Annotated in this window: 16 protein-coding genes; 1 reads left to right on the forward strand and 15 read right to left on the reverse strand. The window is 63.3% G+C overall.

What is annotated here, in order from left to right; all coding sequences use genetic code 11:
• Window positions 1-155: 155 nt before the first annotated feature.
• Window positions 156-1118 carry a LysR family transcriptional regulator gene (locus P3T42_RS34335; protein WP_074296752.1) on the forward strand — a complete coding sequence of 321 codons (963 nt, stop codon included), beginning with the start codon at window positions 156-158 and terminating at the stop codon, window positions 1116-1118.
• A 26-nt stretch (window positions 1119-1144) separates the two neighbouring features.
• Here the strand turns inward: P3T42_RS34335 and P3T42_RS34340 are convergent, their stop codons facing one another.
• From P3T42_RS34340 to P3T42_RS34410, 15 genes are all read right to left on the reverse strand, one after another.
• Entirely contained in the window at window positions 1145-1840 is a 696-nt protein-coding gene (locus P3T42_RS34340) for a DUF2894 domain-containing protein (protein ID WP_429308497.1), read from the reverse strand.
• Window positions 1841-1862: 22 nt separating this feature from the next.
• Entirely contained in the window at window positions 1863-2510 is a 648-nt protein-coding gene (locus tag P3T42_RS34345) for an OmpA family protein (protein ID WP_429308498.1), read from the reverse strand.
• Window positions 2507-4600, reverse strand: coding sequence for a DUF802 domain-containing protein (locus P3T42_RS34350; protein WP_429308499.1), 2094 nt, complete (start codon window positions 4598-4600; stop codon window positions 2507-2509). Before P3T42_RS34350 ends, P3T42_RS34345 begins: the two co-directional genes overlap by 4 nt.
• A gap of 10 nt (window positions 4601-4610) precedes the next feature.
• Window positions 4611-5414, reverse strand: a complete 804-nt coding sequence (locus tag P3T42_RS34355) for a DUF3348 domain-containing protein (protein ID WP_429308500.1) — start codon at window positions 5412-5414, stop codon at window positions 4611-4613.
• A gap of 238 nt (window positions 5415-5652) precedes the next feature.
• Window positions 5653-8358, reverse strand: a complete 2706-nt coding sequence (locus P3T42_RS34360; protein ID WP_429308501.1) for a TonB-dependent receptor — start codon at window positions 8356-8358, stop codon at window positions 5653-5655.
• A gap of 750 nt (window positions 8359-9108) precedes the next feature.
• Entirely contained in the window at window positions 9109-10362 is a 1254-nt protein-coding gene (locus tag P3T42_RS34365) for a DUF3734 domain-containing protein (RefSeq protein ID WP_074296764.1), read from the reverse strand.
• Window positions 10363-10372: 10 nt separating this feature from the next.
• Window positions 10373-11155 carry a 3-hydroxybutyrate dehydrogenase gene (locus P3T42_RS34370; protein WP_429308502.1) on the reverse strand — a complete coding sequence of 261 codons (783 nt, stop codon included), beginning with the start codon at window positions 11153-11155 and terminating at the stop codon, window positions 10373-10375.
• A gap of 32 nt (window positions 11156-11187) precedes the next feature.
• Window positions 11188-11967 carry an acetoacetate decarboxylase gene (locus tag P3T42_RS34375; protein ID WP_429308503.1) on the reverse strand — a complete coding sequence of 260 codons (780 nt, stop codon included), beginning with the start codon at window positions 11965-11967 and terminating at the stop codon, window positions 11188-11190.
• 133 nt (window positions 11968-12100) lie between these two features.
• Complete coding sequence (locus P3T42_RS34380) at window positions 12101-12448, reverse strand: cupin domain-containing protein (protein WP_429308504.1); 348 nt, start codon at window positions 12446-12448, stop codon at window positions 12101-12103.
• 14 nt (window positions 12449-12462) lie between these two features.
• A complete protein-coding gene (locus tag P3T42_RS34385; protein WP_074296773.1) occupies window positions 12463-13002 on the reverse strand; it encodes a gamma carbonic anhydrase family protein in 540 nt (179 codons plus the stop codon).
• Entirely contained in the window at window positions 12999-13880 is an 882-nt protein-coding gene (locus P3T42_RS34390; RefSeq protein ID WP_074296775.1) for a 3-keto-5-aminohexanoate cleavage protein, read from the reverse strand. Before P3T42_RS34390 ends, P3T42_RS34385 begins: the two co-directional genes overlap by 4 nt.
• A gap of 23 nt (window positions 13881-13903) precedes the next feature.
• On the reverse strand, window positions 13904-14653 hold the full coding sequence (locus P3T42_RS34395) for an SDR family NAD(P)-dependent oxidoreductase (RefSeq protein ID WP_074296777.1): 750 nt from the start codon (window positions 14651-14653) through the stop codon (window positions 13904-13906).
• A gap of 13 nt (window positions 14654-14666) precedes the next feature.
• A complete protein-coding gene (locus P3T42_RS34400) occupies window positions 14667-15581 on the reverse strand; it encodes a dioxygenase (protein ID WP_074296779.1) in 915 nt (304 codons plus the stop codon).
• A 198-nt stretch (window positions 15582-15779) separates the two neighbouring features.
• Window positions 15780-17246 carry an efflux transporter outer membrane subunit gene (locus P3T42_RS34405; RefSeq protein WP_429308505.1) on the reverse strand — a complete coding sequence of 489 codons (1467 nt, stop codon included), beginning with the start codon at window positions 17244-17246 and terminating at the stop codon, window positions 15780-15782.
• A 10-nt stretch (window positions 17247-17256) separates the two neighbouring features.
• Entirely contained in the window at window positions 17257-18444 is a 1188-nt protein-coding gene (locus tag P3T42_RS34410) for an efflux RND transporter periplasmic adaptor subunit (RefSeq protein WP_429308506.1), read from the reverse strand.
• Window position 18445 lies beyond the last annotated feature (1 nt).

Here is an 18445-nt window from a genome sequence, read left to right on the forward strand (position 1 = left end):
GTCAGTGCCGGCGCCCTACTGTTCAACCCATTCACCGGCTCAATGCACTTGCAGTTGCGCGCGCAGCCGTGGACAGCCTCCAACCGGAAACGGCCCGAAGCCCATCGCCATGACGTGGGCCTGTGCCTAACCTTCTACTCGTAGTCAGGATTCCGATGGACACCTTGGAAAGCATGCGAATGTTCGCCCGCGTCGTAGAGGCCGGCAGCTTCACAAAGGCCGCGTCCCTTGCATCGGTGACCACACCGCAGGCATCGCGCGCGATCACGGATCTGGAGTCGCGACTGCATACACGGCTGCTGCACAGAACCACGCGGCATTTGTCGCTCACGGAAGCGGGCGAGCGCTATCTGCAACACTGCGAACAGATTCTGGCCCAGATCGATCTGGCCGAGGCCGAAGCAGCCGGCGCCGGCGCCCAGCCTTCCGGCAAATTGCGGGTTCATGCGACCACCAGTTTCGGCCAGCATCATCTGGCGCCGCTGATCGCACGGTACCGCAAGCGGTTTCCCGAGGTCATGATCGATCTCGTGCTTGCCCAGCGCGTGCCCGACATCATCGACGAAGGGTTCGACGTTTCGGTTGTCGTGGCGCGCGAACTGGCCGACTCGGCGTTGGTGTCGCAACGCATCGGCAGCGTGTATACGATTCTGTGCGCGTCCCCGCGCTACCTGTCGAAGCATGGCACGCCGCTGCGGCTCGTCGACCTGAACAAACACACCTGCCTGCAACTGATCCTGCCCGATGTGCCGCTCGGGCAATGGCATTTCGAGGGCGAGGACGAGACGGTGTTTCGTCATGTGCGGCCCGCGCCGCTCACGGTCAACGTTGCAGAGGCACTCGGCGAGGTCATTCGCGCGGGCATGGGAATCGGACCGTTGCCGATCTCGGTGGCGCTGCCGGGCTTGCGCGACGGCAGCCTGGTTCGCGTGTTGCCGGGCCACCGCCTGCGGGCCAACAACATCTATGCGATGTACGCGTCGCGCCGCTACCTCGACGCGAAGATCAGGACCTTCGTCGAGTTCTTGCGGGACGAGGTGCCGCTCGCGCTGGCCGAACAGGATGGAGAATTGCTCTCCATGGCGGGCAGCCTCGTGAAGGAGCCGTATTCGATCTGAGCGCGCGTGCCCGTGGGCTCGCCCCGCTAGCGTGGCGTGCTGCGCGTGCTCTTCCGCGGGCTTGCAGCGCGAGGCGCCTCTTTACCCGCCGGCGCGCCGCCGCTGTTGATCTGCTCCATCCACGACAAGGCGTCGACGTACGAGAGGAACTGCTGCAGATACCCCGGTGACAGCTCGCGCATCAGCGAAAGCGACCGGTGCACGAGACTGCTCGAATTGAGCGGACCGGCATTGCCGGGCACTTGTTGCAACGACTGCCGCAACTGTCTTTCCGTACCGAGCCTGGACCAGACTTCCCTGAAATACTCGAGTATCTCGAGCTCCGGCCAAGGGGCCGGCTGGGGTGTGAGCTGGCCCGCTGCGAAAGCAGGTGCCTCCGCCGTCGACGCACGGCTTGCAATGTGATCGAGCAGAACACCCAAGGCTGCGCGAGTGGGGCCACCTGACTGCGGTGCGCTGGCCGCGTTGCGCGCGCCACTCGCACTGCCCGCAGCATCGGCCACGAATGCGGTCTTCCCGAGATCCTCGGCATACGCCGCGAGCAGGCCAGCTACCCTTGCGTCGAGGATGCGCCGCGCCTCGCCGCTATAGCCGGCCGCCCGCCGATCCAGCGCCTCGATGAAATGAAAGCGTACGGGATCCATGCGCTCGGCGCCGCGCTCGCGCCACGCGTCGAGCGTGGCGCGAGCCTCGCTTGCCGCAGCGCCGCTTGCAGCACTCACAGCGCTCGCACCCTTCACGCCGCTACTCACCGGATTTCACCGTCGCATTTGACGGCTTTGGAATCGGCGCCAATTCCACCCGCCGGTTCCTGGCCCGGCCAGGCTCGTCGGCATTCGAACTCACGGGCTCCTGCGAACCGAACGCCGCCGCAAACACCGAGGAAGCCGGAATGCCCGCGTCGATCAAGGCACGCGTCACCGTCAACGCGCGCTGCGCCGACAGTTCCCAGTTGTCGGCAAAGCGACGGTTCGCCTCGCCCACCTGGCGGTCGTCGGTGAAGCCGCTCACCATCAGGATCTCGCCACGCGCCTGGAGATAGGCGGACAGCGGTCCCGCGAGGCTCTTCAACACCTCCCGGCCTTCGGGCTGCAACTGATCGGAGTTCAGCGCAAACAGCACGCTGCCGCTGATGCCGATACGCCCGTTGACGAGCGTCACCCGGCCCGCCGCCAGCGGCACCGCGAGCGCCTGTTCCAGGGTCTTGCGGCGCTGCGTCTCCATCTGCCGCTGCCTGACCTCCTGGTCGAGCCGCGTCGAAAGCTCCAGTTGCACGCCGATGACAGCCACCAGGATCAGCACGAAGGCGCCCAGCAGCACCGACATCAGGTCGGCGAAGACAGGCCAGATCGGCGCCGCCGTTTCGATGCCGCCGTCAATATCCTCGCTCATGCCGCTTCAACTCCGGCGGATGCCCGCCGGCCGGCGAGCTGCTGCAGGTCTTCGACGATCTGCTTCTGCGACATCATGCTCAGGTCGATGACTTCGCGCGCCTGCGCCACGTAATAGGCCAACTGTTCGTCGCTGCGCGCGAGGGACTTGTCCAGCGCAGCTTCGATACGTTGCAGGTGGTCCACCAGCTTGCCGTTCGACTCGCCGAACACGTGGACGGCCGCCCCGAACGCATCGCCGAGGCTCGCCACTTCGACTGCGCTGCCGGTGACCTGGGCCGCGACCGAGCCCAGCTTGCCGGTCTCGAGCTCGACCTTGTCCGCGAACTGCGTGCCGACGCGGTCCAGCAGATCCGCCGTCGTGGTGACGAGCGCATCGACTGCCGAGCGTTGTTCGGTCGAGGCGTGGTTCACGGCATCGAGCAGGGTCTCCACCGTGGCGAGCAGGCGGCTGCGCTCTTCCAGCATCGCGGTGTCGCGGGCCATGCTCTCGGAGAGCTTCTGACGCAGTTCGGCGACGACTTCGGCAGCGGCCTTCGGCGCTTCCGAGGCCACCTGCACAAGCTGGGAGATCTCGGCGATGGTGCTGCTGGCGTGCGCCTGGGTCTGCGCCGAGATATCGCGCGCGGTCTGCGCCAGTGTGTCGCAAATCTCCTGCTGGCGGCTCGCGGTACGCGTGCCCGTCTGTTCCCACTCGCGGCTCAAGGTCGCGGCCAGCGAACCGAGCGACTCGGTCCAGACGGCGAGGCGCTGCTGGTCGCGCGAAGCCAGTTCCGTCTGCAAGTCCGCATGCGACTGACCCACCGTGCGCAGCAACGACGCCGAATGTTGCTCGAAGGTCGCCGCGGCTGCCGCCAGGGCTTGCTCGTTGTGGCTCGACAGCTTTTCGCTGACGCGTTCCTGGCGCACCAACGCCTCGTTCCAGGCTTCCGACACCTTGCCCGCGGTCGCGTCCAGACGCGCGGAGACGCCCTCCAGCAGGCCCGCGGAGCGTTGCTCGAAGGTTGAGGTGAAGCGCTCCAGCGAGCCGCGCAACTGCTCGGCAAGCGCCTCGTTCGAGCGCTGCTGCCCGGCCAGTGCCTGATTCCAGATGTCCGCTACGGTTGTGGTGGTGGCCGCGAAGCCGGACGACAGTCCATCCAGTTGCCGCTGCACGGCGTGGGTGACGGTGTCGTGCAATCCGGCCGTCTCGCGCGCGAGACCCGCCATGGTGGCCTCCATGACCGGCTTGAGCGCCGCGCTGGCGGCGCGGGCGCTGTCGGCCACGCTCGACTTCAACGACTGCTCCACATTGGCAGCGAGGCGCGCGTAGGCCGCCTCGGTCTTGCCGTGAAAAGCATCCTGGGCGGCGATCTGCCGCTCGTTCAGGGCGAGGCTCTGGCGCTCGATGGTCGCCATCATCGTCTGCAGACGGTCCACCAGTGTGGGCATCACCTCGGCCTGGCGCTGCAGGAGCTTGAAGCTTTCCTCGCGCTGATGGCTCTGCGAGTAGATGCGCAATGCCGATCCAATCTTGACGTCGAGCGTTTGCCCCGCGCCGATCCGCTCGCGCCGGCACAAGGCCGAAAGCAGCCCCAGCATCGCGGAGGCGGCCACGCCCGCAATCGAGGTGCCGAAGGCAAAGCCCAGGCCCTTGACCGGCGCCGCCAGCGACGCGCGGATGGCCTGCAGGTCCGTCGCGCTCTCCAGCGCCATGCCGGTGCCCCTCAGGGTCGCCACCATGCCCAGCAGCGTGCCGAACATGCCCAGCAACACGAGCAGGCCGACCAGATAGGGCGTGAGCGCCGGCCCCGGCAGCGCCACGCGCTCTCCTTCGACGCGCAGACGCACGGCATTGCGCAGACTGGGATGCAAAGGCTCGAGCCACGCGCCGAGGCTGCGCGGCGGTTCGGACAGGCTCGTCACGGCGCGCGTCAGCGTGGCCGTGGCCTGGCTGTAGCGTTGCAGTTCGAGCGCGCCGGCTACATAGCAGGCGCCGATCAGCAGCGTGACGGCCAGCGCAAGCGGGTTGGAGACGACATAACCGGCGCCGATCCAGCAAACAGCCACGAGACCGGCGAGGAAAACAACGAGATTGAGATATCTGGACATAGTGTCCCAGTTAGCGGGTAAGAAGGGCCGCGAGCAACCCTTCGACCGGTTGAAAACGAACATCCAGTTCGGCAAGCAATACGCTCTGCATATCCTTGCGAAACACGTCGAGCCATGCGCCGGCTCTGACCCCTGCCGCATCGCCAGCCGCGACGGCGGCGGCGGATTCGGCGGCGGCCAGCGCCTCCCGCTCGGCGCCGCGCAGGCGCTCGAAGTGCCCTGCGAGCAGGCCGGGCACGGTGGCGAGCAGGTTGTGCTCGCGGGCACCCAAGGCACGCTCCATGACCGCATCCACCACCGCGAGCCGCGCCATGGCAGGGGTGCGGGCCGCCAGCATGGTTCGCAAGCGGCCGCGCAGGTTGCCGATGGTGGTCTCCATGGTCTGCTGGATGGACTGATAGCGCTGCCGAAACACCGCATAGTCGAGCGCCGCATCCGCCGCGACATCCTGGACGGGCGCTTGCGCGAGCGCACGCCGCTTCGCAGCGGCAAACGTGCTATCGCCGGCGATGGCCTTCGCGAGCGAAGCGCGCACGCGGGCGCACTCGGCCTCCTCCGCGTGGCCGTCGGCTCGCGCGCCGGCCGCTGCGGCGGACGGCTGGCCGCCCCGCGGCGCACCGCCCGCCGGATGGCCGTTCAGCGGCGTGCCGCCCAGCGCCGTCGACAGCCCAATGGCGTCGGTCCAGCCGAGCCACTGGCTAAGCCGGTCCGAGAGCGATTGGCTGGATTCGGGGACATCGAGGTCCGTCAGGCGGGCAAGGACGCGAATGAGCGCCGGGCCGCTGAAGGCTGTGCGCTGTGGGGCTTGCAACATACCACCAGATTCAAAAAAGTCAGCAGTTTACACGCTAGCGAGGTGGAAGCCGCCGAAGCGCGAGGAATGGGGTGACCGAGAGGAGGACTTTTGGCGCAACCGGGACACCGCGCGCACGTTGCGCATGCGGTCTTCACGCCGATACGTCGACAAAAGAAACGGTCGCTCCAGACCATGAAATCCGGAGCGACCGCGAGAGGAGAAGACTACTGCATGATTCGATTCAACACACTGCGGCTTAGAACTTGTACGTTGCCCCCACTTGCAGGTAACGGCCCAGGTACGTGTACAGCGACTCGTCGTAACCGGTCAGCGTGGCGGAACTGGCGTTGAGCCATTCCGGATCGTACGGAGGCGCCTTGTTGAAGATGTTGTTCACGCCGCCGTAGATGGTCCAGTGCTTGAAGCCCGTGTACGCCACATTCAGGTTGAACTGGCTAAACGACGCGGTGGAATAGTCGAGACCCAGCGCGTTCGAGTACGGACCGGTGTACTGCCATGCCAGATCGGCCGTCCATTGGTGGAAATTCCACGACAGGTCCGTGTTGCCCTTCCAGCGCGGGAACGAGCCGCCAAACGGTTGCGCATAGGTCAGGTTGTTACCCGCGCCGTCAACCGAGGTCACGCCGCCGAGCCCGTCGATCGTGAAGTGCCACACATAGGCCCAGTCTGCCGACAGCTTGAACGTACCGATCTTGGTCGGCAGCGACTGCGAGAACGTCATTTCGAAGCCGTCCGTATCGAACGAGCCGAGGTTTTCGTACTCGTTGACCTCGTAGGCAATCGAGCCGTCCGAGTTGTAGACGGTGCCCGACGGATCGAGCACTGTGCCAATGGCGTTGTCGACGTGAATCTTGTACCAGTCGACACCCACGTCGGTCGTACGCGTCGGCGACAGTTCAAAGCCCACGTTGTAGTTCTTCGTGCGTTCCGGCTGCAGATCCGGGTTGCCCTTGGTGATGACGTTTTCCTCCGCGCCACCAGGACCGACCGGCTGGATGCCGAGGTTCGACGAGTTCGTATTCTCGAGGAATTCCGGTGCGCGGAAGCCACGGGTGTACGAAGCATAGGCGGTCAACTGCTGGATCGGCTGGAACCGCAACGCGAAACGCGGCGAGAACGCGCCGCCGAAGTCGCTGTAGTGGTCATAGCGGCCCGACTGGCTGAACGTCAGCATCTTGTTGATCAGCGGCACGTCGACCTGGTAATACACGGCGGCAACATTGCGCTCGCCGGCTACTTCCTGGAGGTTCGGGTTCAACACCTCACCGGTCGTGTAGGCGCCGCCCTCTTCGATCAGCTCGCTTTCGTGCAGGAACTGCGCACCCACACCGAAGCCGACATCACCGGTCGGGATATGGAACAGGTTCGGCGTCGACAGGGTTGCGTCCAGCGCGTCGAGCTTGGAAATGCCCAGGTTGTCCGCCGAGGTCAGAATGCTGCTCAGGGCAGCCGGCGTGGCGGACGGATTAACGAAGTTAAACGTGCCGTTATTCAGCGCGGTGGTCAGGGCATTCTCGTTGATCACACCATTGAGCGTGTTGCTCACCGTGCTCATCGAATGGGTGTAGCCCGTATTCCAGTCCCAGTCCTCCGCACCCGTGGAGAAGGTCCCCTTCACGCCCATTGCCGCACGCCAGTAGTTCGAATCGGTCACCGAGTTATACGTCGCCGGCAGGGTACCAAACAGTTCCTGCGCCACGCCGGTCGTGTTGTACGGATTGTTAGCCGGCACAGTCACCGTGTAAGGAGTCACGGTCTTGGTGACCGGGTTGTACGAGAGCGAGTCGCCGAGGACGACGGGGCCGTCGCTCGTAGTCGTCGTATTGTTGCTTTCCCACAGGTCGGCGTAGGCCGTCACCTGGTCGTTGATCTTGAAGTCCGCGTGGACCTTGGCGTTAAAACGCTCGGTCATCGGATCGACCGAATAGTCTTCGGCTGTGTTTCGCAGACACACGTTACCGCCCGTTGCCGCGCCCGCTTGCGTCACGGTCAGGCTGCTCGAATACGGAACAAGCGAGCCGCCGCCGCAACCGAAGGGCACCGACGCCACACCCGTGGTCGGATTCAGGAAATACGTCGGCGTCTGCACATTGCCGCCATACGCCTTGCCGGTGTAGTCCTGATTCTCGGTTGTATCGCGGTCGGCAAGCGTGAAGCCGTTGTCCTTGTAGTAGCTGGCGGTCGCGGTGATGTTGTAGCCATCGGACGTCAGGTTGCCGAAGCCCCCGAGGACGCTGAACTTGGTGGTGCCGGCGCCTCCTTGCGTGGCGCCGCCATAGCTGCCGTCGAGCTGCAGGCCCTGGAAATCATGCTTCGTGATGATGTTCACGACACCGGCAATCGCGTCCGAGCCGTATTGCGACACCGCACCGGTCTTGACGACTTCGATGCGATCGATCGCGCTCAGCGGCAGGGTATTCAGGTCGAAGAACTGATCCGTGCCGTTGACGGCAAATGCGAACGGCGCAACCCGTTGGCCGTCGACGAGCACCAGCGTGTACTTTTCGCTCAGGCCGCGCAGCGCGATACCGGAACCGCCGGCGGCAAAGCTGTCGGCATTCGCCTCACCCCAGCTATTGGCCGAATTGGCCGAGATGGCGCGCATGTAATCGGCCACGCTCTGTTCGCCCGATTCCTGGATATCCTTGTTCGAAATCACCTGAACCTGGTTGAAGCCGGTCTTATCCGCCTGGCGGATCAGCGAGCCCGTCACCTGGAACGTCTGGAGCTGCTTGACGTTCTTGCCGCTGCTCGTGGCGGTCGAAGTCGCCGCCGCTCCCGAAGCCGCGGCCGGTGCGGCTGCGGCGGCCGTACCCGACGCCGCGGTTGCAGGCGCAGCAGGTTGACTCTGCGCGAATGCCGGAACCGCGATCACTGTCGACAGTGCCAGTTCGGCCCAGATTGTTCTTCTAATGGCGATTGCCAATGCCCGTTGCTTCATCTCACTCCTCACACTTGTCAGTAAGGTCATACGTTGTTATGCGGAGAGATGCTTTTTGGACCTCTCTCCGCGATTCACGGCGTCGCAACGTCGCGACGCCGCATCCCGGTAAGCGCTGCTCCGGCGCGTCTTCTGGCACAAGTCAGCGCGCGCTCGAAGCAACGAAAATGCCGCTTAATATTTATTTCTATTACGGATTACTAAATTTCATTTCAAACAGTTACCAGATAATATTTCCGGTAAGGATTTTTAAGCCCTTTCCCTGCGACGCGGCCGGCGCAGGCATGACCTCTGCCTGCACCTTGTGCATGTTTCGAGAGAAGATGGGTTGCGCGTCAAGCAACGCGCGGCCATGAGTTCCAGCAGGCACCGCCGGTTAGGTCCATGACCAGGATGCTTGCTACAAAGAGTGACTCGTCATCACGCGGCAACAATACATTGATCAAAATTTATTTGATCAACATAAAAACTTTTTGTCGGGTAAACCGTCTGCGCCGCGCAACAGTGAAAGCGTCGGGCGTTCGCCAACAGCGTGGCTACGGAGGGCCCTCGCAGGGGCGAAAGACGCGATGCGGCGCGGTGATTGAAGGCGTCGCACGCAGTGCGACGCTATAGGGAGGGATGCGGAGGGATTGGGATGGCGGGAGTCTTACCGCGCCTTACCTGAGTGCGGCAACGCGGCGCGGATAGCCTTGCGCCGAAGACTTACCAACGCTTACGAAGTCGTCTGCAGCAGACGCAAGCCTCGGTTCATGCGGCGACCTTGCGCTCCACGCCGAGGGGCAATTCAGGCATGTCGCGATCGGACTGCGGTACGGAACCCGGCCGGCGATGCACGTCGTGCGTCACGAAACCCTGTTCGCGGCTCGGCACGTCGAACCAATCCCGATGAGCAAACGAATCGCGAATGTCTTCGAGACCGCTTTCCCAATGCTCGTGCATCGTGTCGCTGCTGAACTCGTAGTCCTTGTAATGCCCCTCATACGGCTTGTTCTTGTAGATGAGATGCACCACATTGATTGCGCTGCCGTCGGCGGCCTCTTCGGCGAGACGGAATAGCGGATCGGTTTTGCGCACATCGGCCGGAACATGCGCGAGCAGTTCCTTGATGAAACGTGCGTGCTTCTGGCGATCCGCCAGCATGCTGGTAATCGCTCGCGTACGGCTCGAGTACTGGATGTCTTTGGCACGCTCCGACACGTCGAGGAAATCCCCCGGCGCCTTGCCGCTCGCGCTCCACAGATCCACCTGAAAAACCAGTGCATCCTTGTGGTCGGCGTCGCGCAGCACCTCGGTCAACGGCGTGTTGGAAACGAGGCCGCCGTCCCAGTAGTATTCGCCGTCTATCTCAACCGCCGGAAAACCCGGCGGCAAAGCGCCCGACGCCATGAAGTGCTCCGGTTCCAGACGCATCTTCGTGTTGTCGAAGTACACCAGGTTGCCGGTGCGCACATTCACCGCGCCGACCGACACGCGAATGTCGCCATCGTTGATGCGGTCGAAATCGGCGAACTTCAACAGCGTTTCTTTTAGCGCGGCCGTGTCGTAATAGCTGACCACGTTGGGGCTTTGCTTGCCGAAGCCGGCCATCGGCAACGGCACGCGCGGGGCAAAGAAGCCTGGTTGGCCCTCCGTCAACGCGCGCCCCGCGGCCCACATGCTGGCCCACTTGCGCGACAGGTCTTGCAGCCCCATGACCGGTAGCGCCAGGGCGCCCAGGCCGCCGAGCCAGTCGCGTGGATGGCAGATCGCATTCCAGAAGCCGCGTAACGCTTCCACGCGCTTCTCCGGCGCATTACCGGCAATGATCGCGGTATTCAATGCGCCGATCGAGACGCCGGCGATCCAGTGCGGTTGCACACCGGCCTCGGCCAGACCTTCGTAGACGCCGGCCTGGTAGGATCCCAGCGCGCCGCCGCCCTGAAGCACGAGGGCAATTTCATCGTAGCGCGGCAGCACGAACGCATCCGGCTGCCGGTTAGTTTTTGTTGTGCTGCTGCGCATACGTAACCCCTTATTGCATGAACCAGCCGTGGCTGACGACCACCGACTGCCCGGTGAGCGCATTCGATTCGAAACCGGCAAGGAACGCAACCGTATTGGCGACGTCCTCGACCGTGGTGAATTCACCGTCGACGGTTTCCTTGAGCATCACGTTCTTCACGACTTCGGCTTCGGAAATGCCGAGCTCCTTGGCCTGCTCGGGAATCTGCTTGTCGACGAGCGGGGTGCGCACATAGCCCGGACACACCACGTTCGCGCGCACGCCTCGCGGGCCGCCTTCCTTGGCGACCACGCGGGCCAGTCCGAGCAAGCCATGCTTGGCCGTCACATAGGCGGACTTCAGCTTCGACGCCTCATGCGAATGGACCGAACCCATATAGACGATCGAGCCGCCCTTGCCGCCCGCGTACATATGCTTGATCGCCGCCTTGGTGGTGAGGAAGGCGCCATCCAGATGGATCGCCAGCATCTTCTTCCAGTCGGAAAACGCATACTCCTCGATGGGCGCGACGATCTGGATCCCCGCGTTCGAGACGAGCACGTCGAGGCTGCCCAGCTCCTGCACCGCGCGCTCAATCCCGCTATTCACCGCTTCTTCGTTCGTGACATCCATCGCGACGGCCAGCGCCTTGCCGCCCGCGGCGACGATGCTGCTCGCGACCTTCTGCGCGTTCTCGAGATTCAGGTCGGCGATCACCACTGCGGCGCCGAGACTCGCGAGCTTGCGTGCGCATTGCTCGCCGATACCGCTTGCTGCGCCGGTTACAAGCGCGACTTTATTGTTCAACGACATGTTGCGTTCCTTTCTAATCGGTTCACGATTCGTTATTGATTGACCGCGAGCTTCATGCTCTCGGTCGAAGCGAGATAATCGAGTGCGACCTCGCCGATATCCAGCGTGAGATTGGCAATCACATGCCGCGCGCCGACCACCCGCTTCACCGGCAGATCGGCGACCGGCGCCAGCGCGTGCGGATGCAGTTCGAGCGCGGCGGGACCCGACCACGCGCCCAGCACGCTCACGTCGCGCAGATAGAAGCGCACGAGCTCGCAGACGCGCGGCGAACCGTCGACGTGCGGAATCACTTTCAACAGGTAATTCGGTGTGTCCGCCAGCTTCTTGCGTTCAGCCTCGATATCGAGCGCCACATGCTTGAAGCCCATCGTGCCGGTGGCGATACGCTGGGTACCGTAGTCGAGCGTGCCGAGCAGCGTGTCGTTACCGTCGACACCCAGGGTGGGTTTAGCCAGTTTCTTCGGAAAGCCCCATATTTCGCGGCCCCCGGCAATCGGACCTTCGTCATCGAGGTACATCGAATGCGTGTAGTTGCCAAGGCGCCCTTGCTGGTCGCGCACCGAGATAACCTGACCGCTCTCGGTGTAATTACCGAAGCCCGACGAGTCCGGCATGCGAATGAATTCGTAATGCACGAGATCGTTTTCCGGATGCAACGGCTCCGGCACGATGGCGCGCAGCGCATCGAAATCGGTCTCGTAGGAAATGATGAAGTATTCCCGGTTGATAAAGCGGTACGGCGGCCGGGGATACGCGGGATTGTGAACGGGCATCGCAAAGGCGTCTTTGCGGATCGAAGCGAGATTCATGAGACTCCTTGATGACTGGCTGCCCATGCAGCGCCGCAGCAATGGTAGAGGCAATGCGCGCGCAGGAGGAGCCGTCATTTATCAATAGACCGTTAACCAAACTGCAACGCTGCGGCTGGAACCTCGCGACGGGTCAGGGTGTCGAACCCGCTACCGGCATGGCCAATAAAATCATGGCGACCTCGGCGGAATCGTTTCTCAATGCGCGTGTTTCACCTGGCGCCAGACGGCACGAGTCGTAGCGGTACAGCGTTGCTTCGTGGTCCCCAGTGCTGACCACCACCTCGCCTCGCAGCACCACGTAGTGCTTCTCCAGCGGCGACGCCGCCAGCGACGTGTGCCCCCCGGGCTCGATCGTCGAGACCCCCATCCACAATGCGTCGGCAGGGCCGGCCTCGTGCCCCTGAAGCCGCACACAACGCATCTGATAGTGATGCGCGGGCAGGTACTCGGGGGCTTCGTTAAATCGCGTTACGTTCATGGCTTACGCAAGACTCAGAAGTGCAGAACAACCGGTTTGGAAAACAGGTAGCGCTGCGCGAGCGCCACATAACGGTCTGCCGACGTGACCATTCCTGCGCGTTCCTGCTCGGTGAGCGGGCGCAGAAGTTTGGCCGGATTACCAGCCCACAACTCCCCGGCTCCGACCACTTTCCCAGGTGTCAGCACCGCGCCCGCCGCCAGCATGCCGCCGGTGCGCACCACCGCGTTATCGAGAACGCGGGCGCCGAAGCCGACGAAGGCGAGGTCCTCAATGGTGCAGGCGTGCAGAATCGCGCCATGTCCCACAGTGACCTGACTGCCGATCAGCGTCGGCGATCCATGGGTCGTGCCATGCAGGATCGAACCGTCCTGGATGTTGCTTCGCGCGCCGACCACAATGCGCTGCACGTCACCGCGCAAAACGCAGTTGAACCAGATCGACGCGTGCTCGCCAATCTTCACGTCGCCGATAATCGACGTTCCATGAGCAACGAATACGGTTCGGTGTACCGACGGTGTTCCGAACTGCCGGGCATCCTGATCCTCGCTCATTTCACCAACCCCAGTTGCTCGCGCGCTTCGCGTGCGGTCGCAATCTCACCGCCGAGCGACAATACGATGTCCCGCGCACGGGCCACCAGCACCGCATTGGTTTCGGCCAGCACACCTTTGGAGAGATAGATATTGTCTTCGAGGCCGACCCGCACATGACCACCCGCGAGCCACGCCTGGGCGACGATGGGAAACTCGGTGCGGCCAATGCCGAAAGCCGACCACGCCGCGCCCGGCGGGAGAAAATTGCGGGCGTAGAACAGCGTTTCGGGCGTCGCGGCGAAGCCATACTTCACGCCCAGGACGAACGTCCAGAGTCCAGGCCCGTCGAGCACGCCTTCCTTGATCAGATCCAGTGCGAGGTGCAAGTCGCCGGAATCGAAGATCTCGAGCTCCGGCTTGACGCCCGCTTCACGTATCACACTAGCCATGCGGCGAACGTTCTTCGGGGTGTTGATCACCACGTCGCCGCCTGAATTCATCGTATTCAGGTCGAGGCTGCAGATATCGGGTTTCAGCGCCGCGATGTGTTCGACGCGTCGTTCCGGCGGCAGCAGTGTGGTGCCGGGCGCCGCCACCTTGGGATCGTCGTCGCTCGGAATGAAGCGTCCTCCGGGGCCTGTGGTCAGATTGATGATCAGTTCGGGATCGACGGCACGGATGCGCTCGATCACCTGCCGGTACAGATCGATCTCCATCGACGGCCGGCCGGTTTGCGGATCGCGCACATGAATATGAACGACCGCGGCGCCGGCCTGGGCGGCTTCCAGCGCCGAGGTCGCAATCTGCTGCGGCGTAATCGGCAGTCCGGGATGCTGCTCCGGCTTCGTCAGGTTGCCGGTCACCGCACAGGTGATGATGGTTTTGCGTACATGCATGAGAGGTCTCGCTTAAGCTCAGTTCAGTTCAGACGGCGGCCGCCGTCGACCACGATCGTGACGCCGGTGCTGAATGTCAAATGGGTGGCGCATGCTTCGACGGCTGCGGCGATATCGTCAGGAGTCCCAATGCGTCCGAGCGGCGTCGTCGCGGCAACCTTGTCGTTGAAGTCCGCGCCGCGCCCTGGCACAAAGCTCGTATCGACCACACCCGGCGAAACGTTCAAAACCCGGATGCGCGGAGCCAGCGCCCGCGCCAGCGAGGCCGCCATCACATCGAGCCCGGCCTTCGCCGCGCAGTAGGCAATGTTGCTGCCCACGCCCGTGCTGGCGGAAATCGACGACACGTTCACCACCAGACCGTCGCCGGACTCGTCGAGCAGCGGGCGAAAGGCCCGGATGGCCGCAAACTGCGCGCGCCAGTTGACCTTCATGATTTCGTCGATGAGCTCGTCGGTGAGCGCGTCTAGGTCGCCATGTTTGACCGGCTTGGTAAACCCGGCTGTATTCACGAGGATGTCGGCGCGCCCCAACTGCGCCTTGACGCAACTGGCGAGAGCGGCGAGCGATGCGCTGTCCGTAAGCGACGCCACCGCGGCCAGATGACCGCTTCCCGGCAATGCATCGACCACCCGCTGCGCCTTTTCGACACCCGACTGGCCGGTGACGACGACAGTGGCGCCGGCATGGGCAAGCCGGGTCGCCGTAGCGGCGCCGATGCCGCCCGTGCCGCCCAGAATGACGGCTACTTTTCCTTCGAGATCCTTGGACACTTGAGTCTCCGTGTTACTTGATGGGGGGCGTCGGGTACGTCGGCGTACCTTCGGCCAGCACAAACTCGTATCCCAGCGTGTAGTACGGCCCGGTCACGTCCGCGTCAGGCGCCTTGCCGTCCTCATGCAGTTCGAATCGGCCGACCAGATCGCGGATCACGCCGAACACGACATCCGAGCCGAGATAGCCCGAGTCGTCGGCAAAAACCTGACTGACCAGCGTCTCGTACCCTTCAGCGATGACGAGGAAGTGAATATGAGCAGGTCGATACGGATGCCGGTGCTGCTTCTCCAGCAACCCACCCACCGGACCGTGCGTGGGAATCGGATAGCCGGCGGGTCTGACCGAACGAAAGCGGAAGTAGCCCTCGGCATCCGTCCGGAAGCGGCCGCGCAGATTCATGTCGGGCTGGTCCGGGTCCTGGTTTTCATAAAGCCCCACCGGCGATGCTTGCCACACATCCACCATGGCATTCGCGACCGGCCGCCGTGCCCGATCGACCACGCGGCCACGCACGAACAGCGGCGCGCCGGGCGAACCGTCGGCCACAATGCATTCGCCGTTGCGGTATTCAGGGGAATGGCCGCGATAGAACGGACCGAGCAATGCGCCGGGCGTGCGGTCGGTCTTGTCGATGGTATTGAGCAGTGTGACCAGCGTCGAAAAACCCAGCACGTCCGCGCACAACACCACCTCGTTGTGATCGTCTGTCGTGGCCTGACCAATGGCCTTGACAAACTCGATGCCCTGCTCAAACTCCTGGTCGGTCAATCTGACTTCGCGGAAAAACGCGTGGGCGTGTCGCACGAGTGCATCGACAATCTGTTTGAGCCGGACATCGTCGGTTCGGCTCATGGCAGCCTGCACCACTTCGGTAATCGAATCCGCATCGTCCACGATACTGTCCAGATGAGATAAATCAGTCATACGAGTCTCCTAGATGCCCAGCCATCGGAGGTGCGAACGCATTGCGCTAGCCTCACGACGGCGTTGATAAAGCACTTGAATGAGCCCCGGCGAATTTCGCGAGGCCATGTCTGGATGCTAGCCACCCGGGGAACGCGCGGCGGACAACCGCTTTCGAGTTTCGGCCATCCCAGGGTTTCCTCGAGTCCATCTGAGCGCTTACGACGCCGGGTTGTGACCCGCATCCGGTGTCTTCGCCATAGACGAGGAGGCACCCCAGCCGCCTCCCAACGCCTTGATGAGAAACACGCTCTGGGCCAGTTGCTCGCCACGGATGGTGGTGTTCAATCGCCGCTGCGTCAGCAACGCCTGCTGGGCGTCGATCACGTCGAGGTAGTTGGCAAGTCCATCCTGATAGCGCTCCGTCGCGATCGACAACACGTGATCCGCGCTACGGGTGGCCGCAACCGACTCGTCAGCCGCCTTGCCCAGATAGCTCATGCTCGACATGCCATCCTGAACTTCCTGAAAGGCCTTCAGGACAGTGGCCGAATAGTCGTCGACCGACGCCCGATACCCTGCTTCGGCGAAGCGGTTCATGGCGACAATCTTGCCGCCTTCAAACACGTTCTCGAAGGCCGATCCGCCCAACGACCACAGCAGGCTCGACGCGGTAAACAGCGACCCGCCGGCGACGGACTCGAATGCGACAGAGGGGCTCAGCACGATGTTCGGGTAGTAGGCGCTGCGGGCCACGCCAATCCTGGCATTCGCCGCGGCCACGGCGCGTTCCGCTGCGGCGATGTCCGGACGCCGCTGCAGCAACCCGGAAGGAATGCCGACCGGTACGGCTGGAATGCGGGTCGGCATAGCGCCCGCCGCCAACTGGAAGTCGGGGGCGGGCGTGCCCGTCAACGTCGCGAGTGCATGTTCTGCGCGCGCCCTTTGCTCGGCGAGCAATTCGCGTTGCGTCGTCGTTGCCTCCAGTTCGGCTTGTTGCTGCGACAAGTCAAGACCCGATGCATCGCCATCGCGATACCGGCTGGCAACGAATTTGAGCGCCGCCTGCTCGTAGGTCACCATCGAATCCACCACAGCCGTCTCTTCGTCCAGTTCGCGGACATTGAAATAGGTCGTGGCCACCTCTGCGGCAATCACCAGCTCCATATTCTCGAAATCCGCTTTTGACTGCTCGCTGTCGGCTTTCGATGCCTCAACTTCGCGTCGTACCCGGCCAAACAGATCGACTTCATAGCTCGCCTGAATGCCAACCTGGATATCGTTCTGAACGATTGAGGTATTGGGAATGGCGTAGCTCTGCAGCGGCCGGTTCCCGGAAATCCGCGAGCGCGATGCCGCGGCCCCCAGACCGACAGACGGCATCTCCGCCGATTTGACCTCGCCGAGTTCGGCCTCCGATTGCGTGTAGTGCTCGAAGGCCGCCTTCAGCGTCGGATTGGCTCCAGCGGCCTTCTGTTCCAGGCCGTCGAGCGCGGGATCGTTGAAGAGCGTCCACCAGTCTCCCCTGAGCGCGTCGTCCTGAGGTTGGGCGGTCTGCCACGGCGCCTCCGGATGCCACCCTGCAGGCGTGGCGACGACAGGTTTGACATAGTTGGGACCCACTGCACAGCCCATGCATGCACTGACCAATGCCAGCGACACCGCGTGTTTGACAGAGCGTTTCATAGCGGCACCCTTAGCGGACGGAGACATGCTGGCCATCCTCGAGCGAGTCGGGCGGATTGAGTACCAGACGGTCCGTGGCATTCACACCCTGAGTAATCTGCAGCGTGGTGCCATAGTCTTCTCCGACCGTCACGGGTTTCAGATGAACCTGACCATTGGGATCAATCACCGCCACGCGCAGGCCTTCGGCGCGGAACAGCAACGTATTGGCCGGGATCACGACTGCATCGCTCGACGGCAGATCCAGTTGCACGTCGGCGTACGCGCCGGGCTTCAGCACGCCGTCCGGGTTGGGCAGATCGACCTCGATCTGCATCGAGCGGGTCACGGTATCGATCGCGTCGGCGGTACGCACAACGGTGCCGTAGAAGTTCTTGCCGGGAAGTTCGTTGAGCGTGACGCGCACCCTATCGCCGTTCTTGACCCGCTGCGAATAGGCCTCGGGCACGTACACATAGGTTTTCAGCACGTCCGTTTTGGCCAGCATGAACAGTTCCTTGCCCGCCCCTTCTGAGCCTGCGTCGACCAATGCCCCTATGTCGATGTTGCGTCGCGTGATCACACCGGCGAACGGGGCCACGATGCTCTTGAAGCGCTCGAGCTCCTGGAGCCGGCCGACCTCCGCATTCGCAGCGTCGAGATCGGCCTGGCTTTGAGTGAGTGCGCTCTGCCGTTCGTCGAGCTCCTGCTGCGACACCGCGTCGTCCGAGCGTAACTTCTGCCAGCGCTTCGCCGAGATGCCCGCGAGATCGAGACGGGCCTTGACCTGCTCACGCGTGGCTTCGGCCGCACTCAGTTCCCGGTCGATCTCAGGCGTGTCCACGGTCGCCAGCAGATCCCCTTGCTTGACCGTATCGCCGATGTCCTTGTACCAATGCGCGATATACCCTGTGCTTCTGGCATAAATCGGCGATTCCGTCACGCCCATGAGTGTGCCCGGCAGCTTGACCGTCTGATCGGCGGGCCCGGCTTTGGGCTTGACCGCCGTCACGTATTGTTGCGCGCTCTCGCTAGCTGTCTTCTCGAGTGCATTGGCGTGCGCCGAACGATCCCAGATTGCTCTCGCCCCTAGCACTGCAAACGCAATAGCCACCATCACTGCAATTTTTGAGGCCCGCTTGACGGCCGTCGAATCGGCCTTGCCTGATTCAGCATCACGACTGGATGCCGGTACAACAGAATCGTGGGAACTGGACATG

The sequence above is a fragment of the Paraburkholderia sp. GAS38 genome, from assembly GCF_050434965.1.
GTDB classification, from domain to species: Bacteria; Pseudomonadota; Gammaproteobacteria; order Burkholderiales; family Burkholderiaceae; genus Paraburkholderia; species Paraburkholderia phenazinium_A.